Source organism: Pseudolactococcus yaeyamensis, assembly GCF_054658615.1.
In genome coordinates, this window is sequence record NZ_BAAGGP010000050.1 from 1 (window position 1) to 21,335 (window position 21,335).

15 protein-coding genes are annotated in these 21,335 nt (G+C 34.9%); 7 read left to right on the plus strand and 8 right to left on the minus strand.

Annotation, left to right across the window (positions count from 1 at the left end; genetic code table 11):
* Positions 1–428: 428 nt before the first annotated feature.
* The 7 genes from ACYQ21_RS09950 (at position 429) to addA (ending at position 12,359) form a co-directional block, all read left to right on the plus strand.
* Positions 429–761 carry a helix-turn-helix domain-containing protein gene (locus ACYQ21_RS09950; protein WP_460058159.1) on the plus strand — a complete coding sequence of 111 codons (333 nt, stop codon included), beginning with the start codon at positions 429–431 and terminating at the stop codon, positions 759–761.
* Positions 762–764: 3 nt separating this feature from the next.
* On the plus strand, positions 765–1,199 hold the full coding sequence (locus tag ACYQ21_RS09955; RefSeq protein WP_460058161.1) for an ImmA/IrrE family metallo-endopeptidase: 435 nt from the start codon (positions 765–767) through the stop codon (positions 1,197–1,199).
* A 233-nt stretch (positions 1,200–1,432) separates the two neighbouring features.
* A complete protein-coding gene (locus ACYQ21_RS09960; protein WP_460058164.1) occupies positions 1,433–2,191 on the plus strand; it encodes a ParB/RepB/Spo0J family partition protein in 759 nt (252 codons plus the stop codon).
* A gap of 361 nt (positions 2,192–2,552) precedes the next feature.
* Complete coding sequence (gene dnaA, locus ACYQ21_RS09965; RefSeq protein WP_460058167.1) at positions 2,553–3,926, plus strand: chromosomal replication initiator protein DnaA; 1,374 nt, start codon at positions 2,553–2,555, stop codon at positions 3,924–3,926.
* 168 nt (positions 3,927–4,094) lie between these two features.
* Positions 4,095–5,237, plus strand: coding sequence for a DNA polymerase III subunit beta (dnaN, locus tag ACYQ21_RS09970; RefSeq protein ID WP_460058170.1), 1,143 nt, complete (start codon positions 4,095–4,097; stop codon positions 5,235–5,237).
* A gap of 65 nt (positions 5,238–5,302) precedes the next feature.
* Entirely contained in the window at positions 5,303–8,722 is a 3,420-nt protein-coding gene (gene rexB / locus ACYQ21_RS09975; protein WP_460058173.1) for an ATP-dependent nuclease subunit B, read from the plus strand.
* The gene (gene addA, locus ACYQ21_RS09980; RefSeq protein WP_460058176.1) at positions 8,706–12,359 is read left to right on the plus strand and encodes a helicase-exonuclease AddAB subunit AddA; all 3,654 of its coding nucleotides are present in this window, start codon (positions 8,706–8,708) and stop codon (positions 12,357–12,359) included. Before rexB ends, addA begins: the two co-directional genes overlap by 17 nt.
* Before the next feature lie 44 nt (positions 12,360–12,403).
* On the opposite strand, the gene ACYQ21_RS09985 is transcribed toward addA, so the two are convergent.
* From ACYQ21_RS09985 to ACYQ21_RS10020, 8 genes are all read right to left on the minus strand, one after another.
* The gene (locus ACYQ21_RS09985) at positions 12,404–13,858 is read right to left on the minus strand and encodes an oligosaccharide flippase family protein (RefSeq protein WP_460058178.1); all 1,455 of its coding nucleotides are present in this window, start codon (positions 13,856–13,858) and stop codon (positions 12,404–12,406) included.
* Positions 13,839–17,339: a transcription-repair coupling factor gene (gene mfd / locus ACYQ21_RS09990; RefSeq protein ID WP_460058181.1), complete on the minus strand. Its 3,501-nt coding sequence runs from the start codon at positions 17,337–17,339 to the stop codon at positions 13,839–13,841. The genes ACYQ21_RS09985 and mfd overlap by 20 nt, the downstream gene beginning before the upstream one ends.
* Positions 17,336–17,905, minus strand: coding sequence for an aminoacyl-tRNA hydrolase (pth, locus tag ACYQ21_RS09995; protein WP_460058184.1), 570 nt, complete (start codon positions 17,903–17,905; stop codon positions 17,336–17,338). The genes mfd and pth overlap by 4 nt, the downstream gene beginning before the upstream one ends.
* A gap of 107 nt (positions 17,906–18,012) precedes the next feature.
* Complete coding sequence (gene ychF, locus ACYQ21_RS10000) at positions 18,013–19,128, minus strand: redox-regulated ATPase YchF (protein WP_460058186.1); 1,116 nt, start codon at positions 19,126–19,128, stop codon at positions 18,013–18,015.
* Between the two features lie 56 nt (positions 19,129–19,184).
* Positions 19,185–19,379, minus strand: a complete 195-nt coding sequence (locus tag ACYQ21_RS10005) for a DUF951 domain-containing protein (RefSeq protein ID WP_460058188.1) — start codon at positions 19,377–19,379, stop codon at positions 19,185–19,187.
* A 188-nt stretch (positions 19,380–19,567) separates the two neighbouring features.
* On the minus strand, positions 19,568–20,719 hold the full coding sequence (locus ACYQ21_RS10010) for a tyrosine-type recombinase/integrase (protein ID WP_460058191.1): 1,152 nt from the start codon (positions 20,717–20,719) through the stop codon (positions 19,568–19,570).
* Between the two features lie 53 nt (positions 20,720–20,772).
* Complete coding sequence (locus tag ACYQ21_RS10015; RefSeq protein ID WP_460058194.1) at positions 20,773–20,997, minus strand: excisionase; 225 nt, start codon at positions 20,995–20,997, stop codon at positions 20,773–20,775.
* Between the two features lie 148 nt (positions 20,998–21,145).
* Positions 21,146–21,335: LPXTG cell wall anchor domain-containing protein (locus ACYQ21_RS10020; RefSeq protein WP_460058196.1), on the minus strand; the 190-nt coding region annotated here is incomplete at its 5' end.

Genomic DNA, 21,335 nt, shown 5'->3' on the forward strand with positions numbered 1-21,335 from the left:
TTTCAGACTGACAGCCCCTATTTTATCTCGGACAAGGTACACAAGACCTTGTATTTTCTTTTCAGGACTTACACGTTTAGCCTGACTTGAAAATACAGATACGAACAAATTAGTAATAACTTGCATGATTAACAACCTTTCCATACGCTATTGCACGAGCTGGCAATATTTGATATAATAGAGTTACCACACTACTATATATATCATTGTATAAATCAGATGTTTTGTATTTGATTTTTCAAGCAATGTATTTGAGCTATCAGCCTATCATTTTTTTATTCAATCTGTAAATTGAATTTTTATTTGGTGGGCTTTTAGTTCAGAATGTGTTTCAAGCATTTGCTTGATAAATACATTCTAGCAAATGCTTGAATTTTTGTCAACACTTTTTCAATATTTTTTTAATTTTTTTTCGAGGAGAAACTAAAATGATTCAAGAACGCATGAAAACACTACGTTTACAAGCCAAATTAACCCAAAAAGAAATCGCTGAAAAACTAGGAATTTCTACCGCATTTTATGGACAGTGGGAAACTGGAAAGAGAAATCCTGCTAGTAAAAATTTACAAAAAATAGCTGATTTTTATAATGTTTCTACTGATTATCTTTTAGGCAATACTGATGAAAAAAACGCTTCAACATTTGAACAAGATTTAGAAAAATCACTTGATTCTTTTCATGCTTTTAGCGGAAAAAAAATGACTGACAATGACCGTGAAGCTATCCGAGATTGGCTTACTGAACATTTTAAAGATAAATAATTGATGTTAAATAAAGTATTAGCCAAAATCAAAGAACTTGGTATTACGATTGATTATATCCAAATGGACGATAACGGACATCATGGTTTCTTCAACAATACCCCTGTAATTCTTATCAATGAAGATTTAAACGAGTTAGACACAGCACTTGCCCTACTTCATGAAACTGCTCATTTTCTTAATGGCGATTGTGAAAAATATATACCCAACCATCTTGTAAACGACAATATGGAGTTTAAAGCAAATCACTATATGATTTACGAAGTGATGAAATTGCTTGACCAAGAGTATGACTTTCAGCCTGATACTAATTACCAAGCAATCATTGAGATATTAGATTTACCCTATCATCTTGACGGCGTTATCCTTGACGCATTCATTTCTTTAATTCAAGACAAATTCGGACTTGATGAAGATAATGTGTGGGAAGATTATTGATTATCAATTTGAATATAAAATAAAGTCTACCAATTTCTACTGGTGGACTTTATTTTGTATTCAACTAATGACTTTTTTAATTGCTTGGTTAGTTTTTTGGTTAGTTTCTGATTTTTAATGATTTTAAACTCTTTAAAGCCCTTAGTTTAAAAGGTTTTTAAAATAATTTTATGAATAAGTTTAGTATAGCAAAAATCATGCACAAGACAAGCAAGACATGGTAAAATAGCACTATGGAAACTATTCAAATGCTATCGATGTCAGATATTGTCAAAAATCCCTATCAACCACGGATTGTCTTTGACGATAAAAAATTACAAGAACTTAGCGATTCAATTAAGGAAAATGGCGTTTTACAACCAATTATTGTTAGGAAATCGCCGATTATTGGTTACGAAATTTTAGCTGGTGAACGCCGTTTCAGGGCCTCCCAATTAGCTGGCCTAACTAAAATTCCAGCCATCATCCGAGAATTATCTGATGATGAGATGATGACACTAGCCATTTTAGAAAACTTGCAGCGAGATGATTTGACACTTCTAGATGAGGCACGCAGTCTCCAAAATCTTGTGACCAAACAAGGTTTGACTCATACCCAAATCGCTGAAAAATTAGGGAAATCTAGACCTTACGTGACCAATGCCATCCGAATTTTAAATTTGCCTGAAGCTATTTTACAGATGATTGAGGCAAAAAAAATTTCCCAAGGTCATGCGCGACTCCTACTCGGTTTAAAAACATCTCAAGAACAGCTAACTTTGGCACAGCGGATTGATCAACAGCAACTTTCTGTTCGAGCACTTGAAAAACAATTAGCTAAACAATCTATTAAGCCTACAATGCAATCAAAAGATGTATTTATTAAAGCAGCTGAAATAGATATTGCTAAAGCCTTAGGACAATCCGTGACAATTAAAACAAAAAAAATTGAAATTACCTACGATACACTAGAAGATCTTAACAGACTTCTCCTCATTTTGACCCAAAAGTAATCCACAATCTAGGTTGTGGTTTTTTCTTTTTAAACAAAGTTATCCACAAATAAAAAGTAAATCACACTTTGTGCATAACTTTTACACAACTGTGGGTAACTTAACAATAAGCAAGCTATTCCACGTTTTTTAAGAAAAAAGACCTGTGATGAAGATGAGGATACCTGTTTCTTATCCACATTTTTCACAATTCTGTGGAAAATTTTTACTCCCATGTGGTCTTTCCTTTTTATTTTTGATAAATTGTGGAAAACTTTCTGGCAACATGATATAATTTTTTTAGCTACAAATTTTATTAGCACTGATTTTGTATCAAATAATTTAGAAATAAAGTATCTGATAATCGCTAGAAAGGAGTCAAATGTCTCTAACACAAGATGAGCAAAAATTCTGGACACGTGTCAAAACACTCGCTCAAAATAATTTAGGGCAAGCCCCTTATGACTTTTTCATTGAACCAGCCAAACTACTTGAAATTACTGATCACGAAGCTAAGATTTATATCGATAAAGAAATGCATCGAGAATTTTGGAAAAAACAGGAAGATCTCATCAAAACAGCAGGCTTTGAAATATTGGGTGCTGAAATTAGCTTTTCCCTCTATTCTTCAGATGACGAGATTAACCTTGCGGATTATGAAAATTCAGGTAAACTTGCAGAAACATCCGAAATTCAGGAAACGAGCCATTCTATTCCCTCCGAAATAAATAATGGTCTAAATCCTAGATATACCTTTGAAAATTTTGTTCAAGGTGAAGGCAATCGCATGACTTTAGGCGCTGCTATTGCGATTACACACGATTTAGGGGGTATGTACAATCCCCTCTTTATCTATGGTGGACCAGGACTTGGTAAGACCCATCTGATGAATGCGATTGGTAATGAGGTCCTCAAAAAAAATCCTAAAACACGTGTCAAATATGTCTCATCAGAAAATTTTCTGAGTGATTTTGTGGACAGCTCTCGTAAAAATAAAATGCAAGAATTTACGGATCAGTACCGTACATTAGATTTGTTATTACTTGACGACATCCAGTTTATCTCTGACAAAGAAGGAACAGTTAATGAGTTTTTCTCAACCTTTAATGTCCTTTATAACAAAAATGCACAAATTGTCATTTCTAGTGATCGTCCACCAAAAGACCTTAATAATTTTGAAGAACGGTTGAGATCTCGATTTGAATGGGGGTTACCAACAGATATTACAGCCCCTAATTATGAAGATCGAATGGCGATTTTACTCAATAAAGCGGAAGAAATGCAAATCAATGCACCTGAAGAAACATTATCCTATATCGCAGGACAAATTGATACAAATGTACGTGCACTTGAGGGCGCACTTAATAGACTTCAGTTTTATGCGGATACCTATCACATTAATCCTATTGATATTGATACAGCTGCTAAAGCCCTTAATAAACTTAAATCTGAAGAATTTATAAAAGATAAAGATATTTCTTCTCAAAAAATCCAAGAAGAAGTGGCCAATTTCTACAAGATTTCAGTCGCTGACATGGTTAGTAAAAAACGACCAAAAGAAATTGCCTATCCGAGACAAATCGCCATGTATTTGATTCGTGAGATTACAGGTAAAAGTTTACCTGCCATTGGCAAGGAGTTTGGTGGGCGTGATCACACGACAGTGATTTATGCCCATAAGCAAATTTCTGATAAGATGAAAACAGATATAAGCCTTCAAAAAGAGATGGATACGATTAAATCTCAATTGAAGTAATGGGGTGTTGTGTGTAAAACAAATACACTTATACACAGCTTATTCTTTTTTATTCACAGTCTTTTGAAGTTGGTGCTTAAAGTCTTTTAAGACTTATCCACATGATTCACAGTCCCTATTACTATTACTAACTATATTTATTAACTAATAAAAGAAAGAGTTGCCTCAATGATTAATTTTTCTATCAACAAAACTGCTTTTCTCAATAATTTGAGAATTACCAAACAAGCTATTTCAACTAAAATTGCGATTCCAACTTTATCTAAAATAAAAATTGATGTATCAAATGAAGGGATTACTTTAACGGGTTCAAATGGCCAAATTTCAATCGAAAATTTTCTATCTCAAGATGATGAAAATGCGGGTATGCTAATCACAGAACCTGGCAGTATCTTATTAGAAGCAAGTTTTTTTGAAAGTGTTGTGAATAACTTACCTGAAGTGACTTTTGATTTTAAAGAAATTGAACAAAATCAAGTTGTTCTAACGTCTGGTCAATCAAAAATCACCCTTAAAGGTTTAGATGTTGAAATGTATCCGCGTATCCAAGAGATGTCAGCTGAAAACCCACTGAAAATTAAAGCAGGCGTTTTAAAAGAAATCTTTACAGAAACAGCTTTTGCCGTCTCAACGCAAGAATCACGTCCTATCTTGACAGGACTTCACTTGACTTTAACGGACAATAAAATCCTCAAATCAGTCGCCACTGACTCACATCGCATGAGCCAACGTGTGATTACCCTTGATAAATTAAGTGAAGATTTTGACTTAGTACTGCCAAATAAATCAGTGAATAGCCTTAAATCTGTTTTTTCTGATGATGATATCGAGTTAGATATCTTCTTCTCAAGTAATCAGATTTTGATTCGCAATGAGACGATTTCATTTTATACCCGATTAGTTGAAGGCAATTATCCAGATACTAACCGTCTGATTCCTTCAGACGCCGATTACACACTTGATTTGACCTTTGACGTTGCTAAGCTTCGGCATACCATGGACCGTGCTAAATTGCTCTCTAATGCGACGGCAAATGGCACTGTTAAATTAAGCATCACAGGTGATCAAATTGTTGCAACTGTTAATTCACCAGAAGTTGGATCGGTTCATGAAGAAATCACACCTCTAGCGAAATCTGGTGATGATTTAACGATTTCTTTCAATCCTCAATATTTAATTGATGCGTTAAAAGTTATCAAAGAACCAGAAGTTCGTATTCGTTTTATCTCACCTGTTCGACCATTTACCTTAGTGCCGAAAAGCGATACCCTTGATTTTGTCCAATTGGTGACACCAGTTCGCACCAACTAATCAATAGTTTTAACTGATGAGAGCTATCCTAAACATGATATAATAGACCGAGAGGTCTATTTTTTATGAAAGTTATCCACACAGATATTTACGGTCATTTAACAGAGTTTTTGGTCGATGAAGCGCGTGATTACATCGCTAACGGCAAAAAAATATTTTATATCGTGCCATCATCTCTTTCTTTTGAAAAAGAAAAGGAGATTTTGACACGTTTTAATGTTGGACAAGATGGCGCTTTATTTGATTTAACCGTGACCAGATTAAAACAATTACCTTGGTACTTCGATAAAAATCAAGATAATGGTCGAAAAACGTTATCGCCGATTGGTTTGGCAATGCTGATGCGCCAAACTTTGAAACAACTTTCTGATGAACAAATCCCAATTTATCGTTTTATGCGAGACAAACAAGGGTTTATCTCGCAACTTATCACACTCTACCATGAATTAACAACAGCCAATCTGCAACCTGAAGACTTGCTTTTAGCTGCTGACAGTCCAAAAAATCAAGAATTGACGCTGATATTTGAAACCTTCGAGTATCAATTAGGGCAGTTTTCAAATGATAACAAACTTCAAAGGTTTATTGACAAACTTGTCAACAATGATTTGACACCAGAGTTACAAGATTATATTTTAATTATCGAGGGGTATTCACATTTTTCTGCAGAAGAAATGACTTTAATTGATACATTATCTAGTCGTGTATCAGATATTATATTAGGCATTTATGCCTCTAAAAAGGCAATTTCGGCTACCTTTATTGAAGGTAATGTTTATCAGCAGTCGGTTGAGTTAGTGCAAACTCTAGCTCAAAAATATAAATTGGAAGTTGTTTACAAAAGTGTCAATGACGTTGATAACACCTTTACGGAACTGTCAAGGTTAATGGAGAAAGCATCAGATTTTACATTAACAGAGTCTGATAAGCTTTTAAAACATGAAGGACTAGAAATCTGGCAAGTTGTTAATCATAAAGAGGAAATAGAACATGTTGCCAAACAGATTCGTCAACTCCTTTTTAATGGTGTCAAGTACAAGGACATTTTAGTTCTATTGGGAGATGTTGAATCAGATCATATCTTGCTACCTGAAATATTCAAGACTTATGATATTCCTTTTTTCTATGCACAAGAAAAATCAATGAAGGATCATCCTTTAATTGTTTTAATTGAAGCCTTATTAAAAATAAAAACGAATCATTATCAACTTAATGATTTATTGAATTTATTGAAAACAGAGCTTTATACAAGCCAACAATCAAGTTTACAAGATGTTTACAGGTTTGAAGTTTATAGTTTACAGCGCAATCTCAGAGGTAAGCCTAAGTTTACGCAAGAATTTGAGGACTATAAAGCAGAAAAAGTGAGATCGACATTAATTGGTCCTTCTTCTCCTTTGCAGGTTCTATTGGAAAGCCAACCACAAAAAGGACAGGCTTGGGTTAAAAAATTTCAATCTTTTTTGGAAACCGGACAGGTTAAAGAGAAAATCGAGCAACTCTATTTTAATGCTGAAGCAAGTGGTCACTTTGAAAAAGCATCTGAGCATTTAGAAGTTTGGAAATTACTGATGGTTGTTCTAGAAGAATTTACAGCTGTCTTTGGTTTAGAAAGATTAACTATTAAGCAATTTTTAGAGATTATAGAAGCTGGAATTAAAAATGCTGCTTATCGACTTGTACCAGCCAATGTTGATGTTGTTCAAGTGAAATCTTATGAGTTAGTTGAACCCCATACAGCTGACTATGTTTTTGCGATTGGTTTAACACAATCAAATTTCCCTAAAAATAAGCAGAATACTAGTCTCATCTCTGATGGCGAACGCACCGAGCTTAATCAAAAATTAAGTGAAATTGAGTCGGACAGTCTGAAATTTATAGATGAACCCAGTTTTATTAACTATAAAAAAAATAACTTCACAGCTTTACAATTATTTAATGCAGCTAACAAACGCTTAGTTTTGTCAACACCTGAAATCTATGCCAATGAACAAAGTGATTTGTCACAGTTTTTACAATTTATAGTTGATATCAGTGCTCAAAAAATTGATGGCAAGTATCAAACGATTGTTGAATATAAAGATAGTATTAATTTAGGTGACAAGCATAGTGTCAATCAAGATGACAATAATCTTGTTTACCAAAATAACACAATTATGCAAATTGGTAATTATGATGGTTTATTAGCTAATCTAGGACGAATTGAACGGTTACTCTTGTCAACTCCTGAGTCAGAAAAGACGCGTTTATCAAGGTCTTTTTGGATTAGCTTGTTTAGAATCATGACTAAAAATCCAGACTATCAACATGTCTTATCATCTGTCAAGACTGATCAGTTAGAGGAAAGACAACTTGAATCTTCTGTGATAGCGGTGCTATATCCAACAGACTTAAATGCCTCTGTATCAAGTTTTGAAAACTTTTATAATTGTGAATACCAGTACTTTATTAACAATACTTTACATGTTAAAGCATTTGAAAAGATTGATTTAGATTCTAGAATTTCGGGTTCTTATTTTCATGAAGTCTTTGAACATGTGATGCGTTCAGATCAAGTAGAGACCACTTCTTTTGATGATGCTTTGACACAGTCTTTACAAGAAGTTGACAATAAGTATCAAGATTTCTTTAAATATGATGCCACAAGTCGCTATACATGGACTAGATTGAAAGACATTATCAAGCAAACATCTACAATGCTGAAACAAACATTAGAGCATACAGGGATTCAATCATTAGCATTTGAGCAAGCTTTTGGCTTTAATCAATCTGGTCTTAAAACCTATCAAGTTGATTTACAAAATAATAAAAAATTGAACTTACGTGGTATTATTGACCGTGTTGACCGTATTTTTGAAACTTTAGGTGCTGTTGATTATAAGTCAGGTGATAAAAAATTCGAGTTACAGTCAGCCTATGATGGCACAAGCTTACAGTTTTTAACTTACTTAGATATCTTACATCAGAATGCGAAACAATTTGGTACATCACAGACAATTTGGGGTGCTCTTTATTTACATCTACAGAATCCCATAATTGCACTTAAATCAGTGAATCAAGTTGCTGATATTTCTAGCGAACTTAAAAATAAAATGCGCTATACTGGTTTCTTTAATGCAGATTTAGCGAGTCACTTAAAAGATAATTTTGACCATCTATTTAACTTAGGTCAGTTTACTAAAGAAGGTTTACCTTATAAGAATAATTCAAATTTTTATAGCGAGTCTGAAATCTCTTCTTTGATGACTCATAATGAGACACTTTATCAAGAAGCAGGTCAGAAAATACTATCTGGTAAAATTGAAATTAATCCCGTTGTTGTGAAACATCATGCCAAAGGGTGTCAATTTTGTCAATTTAAGTCAATTTGTGGGTTTGAAGCAGATAACCATTTACCATCAGGCCGAAAGGTTAATCTGAAATCTAAAGAAGAAATAAGGGCATCTTTGCTGACAGGAGGAAAAGAAAATGCGACAACTCACTGAGAAAGAAATTGACTTGTTACAGAAAGCTGAAATTGGTAAAGAGATACCTAAAACCCCTGAGCAAATTGAGGCTATTTACCTAACAGGAACTAATATTTTAGTGTCAGCATCTGCTGGTTCAGGGAAAACATTTGTCATGACTGAGCGAATTATCAATTTGATTTTGAATGGTGTATCAGTTAAAAACTTGTTTATTTCAACATTTACTAATAAAGCAGCAGCTGAATTAAAACTACGTTTAGATAAAAAGATTAGAGAAACACGTGCAAATGAAAACTCATTTGAAAAGAAACAACTTTTGACAACTGCATTACAGGAGTTATCAACTGCTGACATCGGAACAATGGATAGCTTTACACTCAAGTTTCTTAAAGAAAATTTTTATCACAAAAATTTGGATCCAACTTTTAGATTGTTAGTGGACAGTACGGAACAGGAAGTCATTAAACGAGATATCTTTGATCAATTAGTGGAACAGTCGTTAGAAGGAACAGGTGTCCTTAGTAAAGAACGATTTATACAGGTGATGAATAATTTTTCAACCGATCGTAAAATTGACGCGTTCTATCAAGTATTGAATAAAATTAACATCTTTGCTGATAGCTTAGAAAATCCAATTGATTGGCTAGAAAATGATTTTTTAAATGGTTTTTCTAACTTTAAACACTTTTCAGATTTACCAGATACATTTACAAATGGTTTACAAGAAAGTTTACAAGAAATTTATACTGCACTTCAGGAAAATTTATCTTCTGGTGTTATTTCAGGTCCAGCAAAAGTAAATAACACTGAGGAATTTTTGGCGAATTTTGAGTATTTGCATGAGTGTCTGAATCAGAAAAAATTCCAAAAATTTGCTGAAATGTATCGTCAGCTGAAGTTTCAGTTTGTACCAAATGCTAATAATAAAGAAAATCGTGATGAAGTAGTTGAAGCACAAAAAATGAGTTTAAAAACGCTGATTTCTACGAATAAAGCACAACTTGATCAGTTTATAGATGCCATCAAGCATCAAGAAATAATTGAAAAATATCATCATTTAGCTAGTGAGTTGACAAGTGATTTACAGGTTGTTGCTTTAGCATTTTACCAACGTTATCACGACTATAAACTCAAAAATGCCTGTCTTGAGTATGCTGATGTGACCCATTTGACGATTGAAATTTTGCAGGAAAATGAGATTTTGCGTAAAGTTTATCAAACACAGTATTTTGAGATCATGGTTGATGAGTACCAGGATACTAATCATCTGCAAGAAGCAATGTTACGTTTACTTTCTAATGGCCATAATTGCTTTATGGTAGGAGATGTTAAACAGTCTATCTATGGTTTTAGATTAGCCGATCCTTCACTTTTTATGAGTAAGTATGAGGCCTACCAACAGCCTAATGCCGATGGTAAATTGATCAGATTGAAGGAAAATTTTCGTTCTTATCCTGAAGTTATTGATTTTACTAATCAGATCTTTGAACATTTGATGGATAAACAGATTGGTGAGATGGTCTATGGTCCGCAAGAAAAATTAGTGGTTGGCAATCCCAAGTTAGCCCAAAAAACTTCACCTGAATTAACGGCTGAACTCTTGATTTATAAGGATGAAAAAAACACTAGTTTAGAAACTGATGATGCAGTAACAACAGATGAACTTGTCGTAACTGCCCAAGCCATTCGGCAACTTATCAGTAACGGTACAAAGCCAAAAGATATTGTGATATTGGTTAGAAGTAAAACCAATAATACTGAAATTGAACGTGTCTTGCAGTCGTTTGATATTCCTGTTGTATTGGATGAAGGGAAAATGAATTACTTGCAGTCAATGGAAGTCTTAGTCATGTTAGATGTGCTAAGAGCTATTGATAATCCCTTGTTTGATGTTTCATTTGTTTCTCTCCTTAAATCACCTCTATTTGATTTTAGTGAAAATGATTTGGCGATTATGAGTTTACAAGCCTCAAATGATTTTAATTTCTATAACAAATATCAAAAAACTTATCAAAAAAATGGTCTAAAATCAGACTTGATTGACAGTAAATTATTAGTTAAACTACAGCATTTTAATGACCTATTTAACAAATGGTGTCAACTTGCCCATCAGGAAAGTTTACACAGTTTGATTTGGGAAAGCTATCGAGATACTCATTACTATGACTATGTTGGTGGCATGAAAAATGGTCAATTACGCCAAGCTAATTTAGCAGCTTTAGCTGATAGAGCCGCTTCTTATGAATCATCCGGATATAAAGGTCTCTTCCAATTCATCAAAATGATTGACAGTTTCATGTCAAGTCAAAATGATTTAGCTGCTGTCAACGTTTCTTTACCAAGTAATGCAGTTCGTGTGATGACCATTCATAAATCAAAAGGGCTAGAGTTTCCATATGTCTTTCTATTGAATGTCAATAAAAAATTCAATACAAAAAATTTAACGAGCGATTTAATTCTATCCAGAAAAAATGGTGCGGGGATTAGTTTTTTAGCTGATTTTAAAAAAGAAATCGACACTGAGTTTCCATATGCCATGGTTAAGATGACGACTTTACCCCAGATGGCAAACGCTCTAGAAAAAGAATACCAAGCTTTAGCTGAAGAGATGCGGATGCTTTATGTCGCATTTACACGAGCTATCAAGAAGATTTATATGGTCGGGAAGGTAGAGGTCTCAAAACTGGATGAAGATAATCAGTTCATTGCTTATCAAACAGCTGCTTTTGATGAAAATGGTATATTAGAAGACACGATTAGAAAGTCTAGTCAAGGGTATCTTAATTGGATTTTAGGGATTTATCAAGCTACAACGGTAAAAGCTGCATTAGGTCTTAAAGTTCGTGTGATTGAAGATGCTGATTTACAAGAGATGGTACCTGTCAATCAAAAAAATCAATTGTCTTTTGAAACTTTATTAGAGGAATCAAAACAGTATGATGGCGCAATGGCAACAATTGAAGATGTAAAATTAGCGAAACAAATTTTGGATTCTTCTCAAATCCTAAATGACAAATATGCAGCCGGTATCCAGTTGCCGACCATTCAAACACCTAGTCAAATCAAGAAACGTTACGAGCATTTGATTACAGAACAGGATGTAGTCGTAAGTAATCTTCCGAAATACTCTCAGTTTGAATTTTTAAAAACTGATAAAAAAGTATCACCGACAGAACTAGGTTCGGCTGTGCATGAATTAATGCAGTCACTTGATTTTTCAAATGTTACACGTGAAACATTAAGTCAGACCATTCAAACATTATCTGTTCGAGATGAAGTCAAGCAAAAAATTAAGAAGGCACAGATTTTAAGTTTATTTGAGACGGATTTTGGTCAAATGATGGTTGAATATCATGAACAAATGACGCGTGAAGCACCGTTTTCAATGCTGAAAACTGACCAAGCCTCAGGTGAACAATACGTGATTCGAGGAATTATTGATGGTTTTATTAAGTTATCGGATAAAATAATTTTATTTGACTATAAGACAGATCATTTTACAAGTTTAGAGGACATTCCTCAAATCAAAGCACGTTATCAGATGCAAATGGATCTATATGCAGAAAGTCTTTCTACTGCGTTTAAGGCAGATAAGATTGAGCAATATTTAATTTTATTAGGGGGACCAGATAAGGTTTACATTGAGCAACTTTAAAAAGCACAAGAACACTTCATTAATTGAAGTCATCTTGTGCTTTTTTAATTTAAGAAATCTCTCGGACTCACATTGAACACTTTGAAAAAGGTTGCCGCACCTAACCCACTTAGAATCGTCAGTTTGAAAAGCGCTAACCAACGTTCACTAATCGTAAGAATATGATTACCTAATATAACGACAGCTCCCATCACCAAAATGGCGAACCAAAAATGAAAGTTAAATAATTGTCGAGGTAATTTTCTGCTGTATAGACTGTAAAAAATGAGGACTAAGAGTAAACTGATGAGACTGGATAAGGCAGCACCGTTTAAACCGTATAAGACTGTTAATGGATAAGCACTCACTAATTTTAATACTAGCCCACTTAATAAAATCAAACCCGACATTTTATTTTTTCCCACCAAGAATAGGTCATGATGATAAAGTTGGATCATTGAAATGATAGGGATTTGACACACAAAAATCTGTAAACTTAGCACATGTGCATGACTTTTAAAAAGAACGTCGTTCATTTCTGGTAGTAAAATGACAAGGCCGACTGTTAAAGCGATTGCTAAGTAAGTGACATTATCCCAGATTTTTTTAGAAATTTGCTTAGCTCTTGTCAACTTTGGAAGACTATCAGTCAAAATTGATGTGGTAAAGACTAAACCTAATTGTAAGAAAGGTTGACCACGATCATAAATACCTTTTAAAATTTCTGCCTGATTTGATGTCTTGATTTGGGGCAGATGCATCAAGGCATTTTTCACAAAGAAGACATCAATCATTTGCAAAATGAGCATGTAAACCATGAAAAAAGTAAAGACAAGTGAAGATAGACCGAATTTCTGAATAATTTGACCTTTAGGCTTTAAAGCTGTCAAGTTTGTAAACAAACCTTGAAACTTAAAGGGACTTGAAATCATCAGATAGACAAGCGCAACAAGCCCACCAATAAAAGAACCTAGCATGGCTAAGAAAGAAATCGTATAGACATTAGTTGACAATCTTGTAAACATTAGTGCAGCACCTATAATTAAAATAACACGTATAGATTGCTCAATAACTTGGGAGACAGCAGTTGTCACCATATCTTGTTTTGCTTGCGCACGACCTCGATATAAAGATAGAAAAGGTACTAATAAAAGTGGTAAAATTGCCATCACAAATGGTCCTGCTAATTTTTCTTGTCCCATTAATCTCGCAATAGGTTGACTCAAAAGTGTCAAGACAACAAAACTTAAAACAGATAATATAAGAGAAAGTTGAAAAAACTGATGCGTTTCTTCTTTTGGTTGATCAGAAGCATGAATCAAGCTAGACAAAAAATTAGGTAAGGCAATCAATGAAAGTGTGGTAATGATGGTATAAAAAGGATAGACTTGTTGAAAGGCATAAAAGCCTTGATCGCCAACTAAATTTTGATAAGGAAAACGGTAAAGTGCAGCGAGGATCTTAGATAAAAATCCTGCGACTGCTAGAACACTTGCCCCTTTAATTGCCAGTTTTTTCATTGGTTTTCTCATCTCTAATCGCACTCAAACGTTCAGTAAAGGACATTGTTTCTGAAAGATATGTGGCTGCTGATAAGTTTCTGATATCAAATCTAATAACCATTTGCCCAGATGTTTCACCAATTTTGGCTTTTAGTTGTGTTTTCGATAAGGCATCAAAATAATCTTGTGGCATAAAAGTATGAGTTGCAGCTTTACTCATTGTGTAAACAATAATTGCCAATTGCTTGTCAATCTTATCAACAAGAGCTTGGTCAGCAAAAAATTTTAGTAAGCCAATTTCAAGGAGATATGCTACAGTGTCAGGGTATTCACCAAATCTGTCAATCAACTCATCTTGTAAATCTTGATAGTAAGTCCGACTCTCAATTTCCCGAATTCGTTTATAAATTTCAATTTTTTGACGTTGATCCGAGATATAATCTGAAGGGAGAAAAGCATCAATTTCAAGATTGATTTCAGTATTGGATTTTCGTGTTTTTCTTGATTTACCTAAACGTTTATTGACAGCTTCTTCTAATAATTGTGAGTATAAGTCAAAGCCAATTGAATCAATAAAACCAGATTGCTCAGCACCTAAAAGATTACCAGCACCTCGAATGGATAAATCTCGCATCGCAATCTTAAATCCTGACCCTAATTCTGTAAAGCCTTTGATGGCATCAAGGCGTTTTTCAGAGACATCTGATAGCGATTTTTCTGGTTGGTAAGTGAAGTAAGCATACGCAACACGATTGGAGCGTCCAACTCGACCACGAAGTTGATAAAGCTGAGACAAGCCCATATGATCCGCATTTTCAACAAATAAAGTATTAGCATTGGGAATATCCACACCAGTTTCAATAATTGTTGTTGCAACCAAAACATCATATTCACCATTGATAAAGTCAAGTATGGTATTTTCAAGTTTTACTTCACTGAGTTGACCATGAATGAAACCAACGCGTGCATCAGGGATTAGTTCTGAAATTTGTGATACTTTTTGCTCAATCGTGTCAACGCGATTGTAAATGTAGAATACTTGCCCCCCACGAGACATTTCTCTTAAGACAGCATCTCGAAGGACACTATAGTTAGTTTCCATGACATAAGTCTGCACGGGATAGCGGTTCGTTGGTGGTGTTTCAATGACAGACAAATCACGTATGCCCATCATAGACATATGGAGTGTTCGAGGAATGGGTGTCGCAGTCAAGGTTAAAACATCTACTTGTGTTTTCAACTCTTTCAAACGTTCCTTATGCTTGACCCCGAAACGTTGCTCTTCATCTATAATCATCAAGCCGAGATCGAAAAACATGACATCTTTTGAAAGCAAACGATGCGTCCCAATGACTAAATCAATCCGATCTTTTTTAAGTTTTTCTAAAATATCGACTTGTTCTTTTTTAGTTTGAAAACGTGACATGACTGCGATATTGACCCCGAAGTCATTAAAGCGTTCTCGAAAATTATTATAATGCTGTTCAGCTAGAACAGTTGTCGGAACCAAGATAGCGACTTGTTTATGGTCATTGATGGCTTTAAAAGCTGCGCGCATGGCCACTTCTGTTTTACCGAAGCCAACATCCCCAACTAACAAGCGGTCCATCGGGCGTTCACGTTCCATATCTTTTTTGATTTCGACCACTGAGCGAAGTTGATCATCAGTTTCAGTGTAGGCAAAGGCCTCATCAAATTCATGTTGATTGTCATCGTCAGGTGAAAAAGCGAAGCCACGTTGACTTTCACGAGCCGCATACAATTTAATCAGATCTTCTGAAATATCTTCGATTTGCTTACTGACAGACTTGACAGTTCGTTTCCAACGTCCATCATTGAGCTTATTGATTTTGGGCGGTTTGCCTTCCCCCGCTGAGTATTTAGTAAGTAGTTCGACCTGATCCACAGGAATTGAAATGGTGTCATTATTTTGGTATTGGATTGTTAGATAATCTCGATGAATACCTGATATTTCAATCGTTTCTAGTCCAAGATACTTCCCAATCCCATGTGTTTGATGGACGACATAGTCGCCGATTTCTAATTCGTTATAATCTTGTAGACGTTCAGCATTGGTAATGTTGAGTCTCTTAGTTCGACGTTTTTTTGTTTTCCCAAAAATCTCAGCTTCAGTAATAACTGCTATTTTTTCATCTAGTAAGTTGAAACCATTTGTCAAGGTCATATTGACAACGCTGACAATATTTGGTTGTAATTGTTCAGTTCGTGTCAATGTGAAATTGATATTAACATTTTGTAAACTACGTGTCAACTTCGCTTCTTTTTCTTTTGAAATCGCAATAACAACAGTATAACCTGTTTTAATAAAGTGAGTTAACTCAACTTCAAGTAAAGGCATTTGACCAAAAAATGCCTGCATACTATGCTGATTAAAATTATGTAAGAGATCAAATTTGAGATTGCCTAAGCCTTTTTGAAAATTTGAGAAAAAAGTTGCAGGTTTGTAGGTTCGTAATTGATGGCTGTTATCTGCTAAATAGTGCATACCGTCAATAGAGCGATTGAGTAATTTTTCAGATAAGATAAATTCCGCAGTTTCTTGCGTGATTTTATGATCCATTTCATTGATTTTTTGAAAGTCATCAATAAAAATAGGGGCATGTTTCGGTAAATAATCTAGCAATGTCCATTGTTTGGCATAGAAAAATTCACTAAACTTTCTGAGATCAACATGGTAATTTTGGTGTTTTGCTGAACCAATAATTTCAGCTAAATAAGAATTTAAGTTGTCATCTAAATCAGTCAAACTTGACAAGTAGGTTACACCACGTTCAAAATCAGTAGGACTTAGAATAAAGTCTGATGAAGGTTTAATCGTAATTCTATCAAGTTCTTGTAAAGAACGTTGATTTTCAACATCAAAATATCTGATACCATCAATTTCGTCACCAAAAAATTCAATTCGAATAGGATTTTCAGCATCTAATGGGTAAATATCCAGTATATCGCCTCGTTTAGAGAACTCTCCGGGACCAATGACACGTTGTGTTTTTTCAAAACCAATGATTGACAACTGGTTGACAAGCTCATCACTGTCAATTTCTTTGCCAACTGTGAAAAGAAGATTAAAGGTTTTAAAAACGGCTGGGTCAGGTAGTAAATTGCGTAAAGCAAAAATCGGAATGATTAGACAACCATCCGTTTCTTTGTCTTGTAAAAAAGAAAGGGCATCTAGGCGATAGGCTAGACGTTCTTTACTAGCAATAGCATACTCAGCAAAAATATTATCATCAGAAAAATATTGAAAAACGTTAGCTTCACCAACTAATTCTGACAAATCACTATAGAGTTCACTGGCATGATACTGACTATCTGTGATGATGATATATTTATCAGGTTGATTGTCAAAAGCTGTTGCCATTAAAAGCGTTTTGATTGTGCCCTGAATACCTGTAAATAATGTACGAGAACTTTGATTAAGTTCTCGCTGCCATTGTGTTAATGCACGATTATTGGCAAGTAAATCTGTAAGTTTCATCCGTTAAATTGGTTTCCTGTCTGATTAAAATCATTATTTTCAATAAAAGCTTGGATGGCATCCGCAGCACGTACAATGCCAAGGTCAGCATCAACTTTATCTTCTTGATCGAATTTACTTAGAACATGATTCACTACTGACATCTCATGTTTCGGTCGGCCAATGCCCACCTTGATACGTTTGAACTCTTGTTTACCAAGGTGTGCGATAATCGACTTGATCCCATTATGCCCACCGGCGGACCCTTTTTGACGAAGTCGAAGTTTACCAACTGTTAAATCAAGATCATCATAAATGACAACCAAATCATCTGATGTTAGACCGTTATAAGCTAAGAGTGGTTTGACAGCCTTGCCTGATTCATTCATGAAGGTCACTGGCTTAACTAGAATGATCTTTTCACCATTCACAAAACCAACCGCAATATCTGCCAAGAACGTTTTGTCACGTTTAAAAGTGAGGTTTAAGCGATTACTGATAACATCTAAAACATCAAAACCAATATTATGCTTGGTGTGGGCATATTTATTACCGGGGTTTCCCAATCCCACTATCATTTTTGTCATGTTGATACTCCTTTTACATTATATTGATACAATCTTTACGTTAAATTGACAAGTATGTAAACGTCAAAAAGACTGAAATTAACATTTCAGCTTCTTGACGTTTGATATTAAACATTAAAGCGGAATTCTAAGATATCACCATCTTGTACAACATATTCTTTACCTTCTTCACGAAGGCGTCCTGCTTCTTTTACTGCTTTTTCAGACCCGTACTTGATTAAATCATCATAGGACATGGTGACAGCACGGATGAAGCCTTTTTCAAAATCTGAATGGATAATCCCTGCAGCACCGGGTGCTTTGATACCACGTTTGAAAGTCCAAGCTCGAACTTCTTTTTCGCCTGCTGTAAAGTAAGTGCCAAGTCCGAGTAAATGATAGGCGGCTTGTGTCAACTTGTCAACACCAGATTCTGTTAGGCCAATTGCTTCAAGAAATTCTGCTTTTTCATCTTCTTCAAGTTCAGCGATTTCTTCCTCAACACGTGCTGAGATGACTACTGTATCAGCGTTTTCCGTTGCTGCAAAGTCACGGATTTGTTTGACATAGTTGATATTGTCAGGGTAACCGACTTCATCTTCTGACACATTTGCCACATATAAAACGGGCTTAGTGGTTAATAAAAAGAGTGATTTGACAACCTTTTGTTCGTCGTCTTCGAAATCAACTGTTCGCGCTGACTTACCAGCTTCAAGGACAGGTTTGATTTTTTCCAAAACCTTAACTTCTAAAACAGCATCTTTATCTTTTTGAGTACGCGCAATTTTTTCAACACGTGCGTAGCGTTTGTTGATGGATTCTAAATCCGCTAAAATCAATTCTAAATTGATGGTATCTATATCAGCTAATGGGTCGACAAAGTCGCTTTCACGTCCCTGTTCACGCATGACATTCTCATCATCAAAAGCACGAACCACATGAACAATGGCGTCTACTTCACGAATGTTGGCCAAAAATTTGTTACCGAGACCTTCACCCTTAGAGGCACCTTTGACAATGCCCGCAATATCTGTAAATTCAAATGTTGTTGGCACTGTTTTTTTAGGTTTGATGAGTTCGGTAATTTTATTGAGACGCTCATCTGGGACTTCGACCGTCCCGACATTTGGGTCAATGGTTGCAAATGGATAGTTGGCAGCTTCTGCGCCTGCTTGCGTGATTGCATTAAAAAGAGTTGATTTTCCAACGTTTGGTAAACCAACGATGCCTGCTGTTAAAGCCATAATTTAGATGTTGAGCTGTTCTGTTAGTAATGCAAAAAACGGCTCAATCTCCTTTCTTAGTTCAGTATTTTTTTCAGTTTTTGATTAAAATCATTGCGTGCCATCAAGACGATGTGATCACAATTGGTACAACGAATCTTGATGTCTGCACCCAATCGGATAATTTCCCAGTGATTAGCTTTTTTTCCAGTTAATTTAACAACACAAGCGTGGGGTTTTTTCATTTCAACAAAATCACCTAACTCGTACATTGACACCTCCATTACGATGAAACATTTTCATTACATTCTAACAACCTTAAAAATCAGATACTCTCACATTCTCTGATGTCCTCTGTAACGCCCTATTTTAAAGGGTTTGTAGCGTTTGACTTCCTACTATATTCTCTGACATTCTCCACGCTAACCAAGATTTTTGGTTAGTTTTTGGTTACTTTTCTTCAAAAAGAGATTTCTTCCATTTTTTGACTGACCTCATCACGCATTGTATCTGTTACATGAGTATAAATCTGAATAGTCGTCTTTTCATCCGCATGACCTACACGCTCCATTATAGCCTTAATAGGAACGCCAAGCTCTGCAAGTAAACTAATATGAGAATGCCTTAACATGTGGCTAGAGAAGCAAGTAAAGTCTTTATCCTTAATGTTAGCAATTTTACCGCATTTTTTCAAGTAGATATTCAAAAGTTCAGGACATACCAGATAACCATTTTTTTCAATAAATACAAATCTAGGGTCTTTAACTTTTATTCTTTTATTGATTTTTCTAAGTGTTTTTAAAATCTCAACACACCTATTGTTTATAGAAATTTTCCTGTAAGAGTTAGCAGTTTTAGGACTAGATAATTTAAAACACTTATGGCTGACACTATGGTAATCTATCGTGTACTTGATGTCTATGAATTTGTTATCCAAGTCAACATTTTCCCACAATAAACCGATCGCTTCGCCTATTCTTATTCCTGTTAGGTACATAAACTCAATTAATAGATTTTTTCGTATTTCACGCTGTTTTGTGTTAAGTGCTTTTATGAATAAACCCATCTCAGATTGTGAAAAAAATTTCGCCTTTTTCTTTTCCAATTCTTCAAGGGTCTTTCTGTTTCTAGGCAATTCAACTTTAGCAATAGGGTTTTCAGTAATATAGCCCACTTTTAAAGCATACTTAAAATACTGATTGAGAGTATCTCGTTGTGATTTTTTATAAGAAGTTGAATTGTCTTGCAACATGAAATATCGTTGAAAATACGTGCTAGGAATGCTAGTTATTTTCTTATCCCAAATAGCTTTGAATGCAATCTCTAATACTCTAGTCTGCTCTGAGTAAGTACTGTCTTTTAGCTCCTGTTTTCGCTTTTTTTGGTACTCGTCATAAACTTCTTTGATGGTCAATTCTGAAACGGAAATAATGCCCAGTCCTATCAACAATTTCTTTTCGATTTTAGCTTCAAGTTTTCGTCTCGCTTCGCCTTGTGCCTGTCTGGTTTTGGAATTTAGCGTAATTGTCGCTTGTTTCCATTTACCCTCACTTTCGTCATAATATTTTTCGTAATAACGATACTTGCCGTTACTTGTTTTTTTGTAAAACAATATACCCACCTTTCTTGGTATATCATTAGTTGAATAAACTAATTATACCATTTTTACTGATACATCTTGCTTTCTCTATATTTGAGATATAAAAAAAAGCCTTTCGGATTGATTAGCGTTTTTCGTGTGCTTGAACGTGTTAAAATATGCTCAAATTCTGGCGTTTTTCTAATATCTGTCATGTACTTTTCTAAAGTTTTCAGCTTGAATGATGGAAAAAAATTATCAATCAAATATTCTTTGTCTACCAGAATATCAGGAAAGTTGTTTATATCCATAGGTCTCCCCCTTTCTTTTTTCAATTTATGTACCTCATAGGAGTTGAACCTATAATCACTTGGATAAGTGGTTTTACCTTTAAACTAAGATACGCCACCTAGAAACTCATTCTAGGCTTTCTAATGCCCCTATTTTTGTGTTTAGGGTCTACTTCTTGATTTTATCCTTAACGCTTGCTAGAGCTTGGATAATGACCTTGTGCTTGTAGATAGTGATAGATAATACAAGCAGTCCACCGACAACTGAACCGATAATCGCTGTTTGTTCGCCTGTCATGGGTAGATTGGGTTTAGCAGGTGTTTCTGGTGTTTTGGGAGGTTCAGGCTTTTTAGGTGTT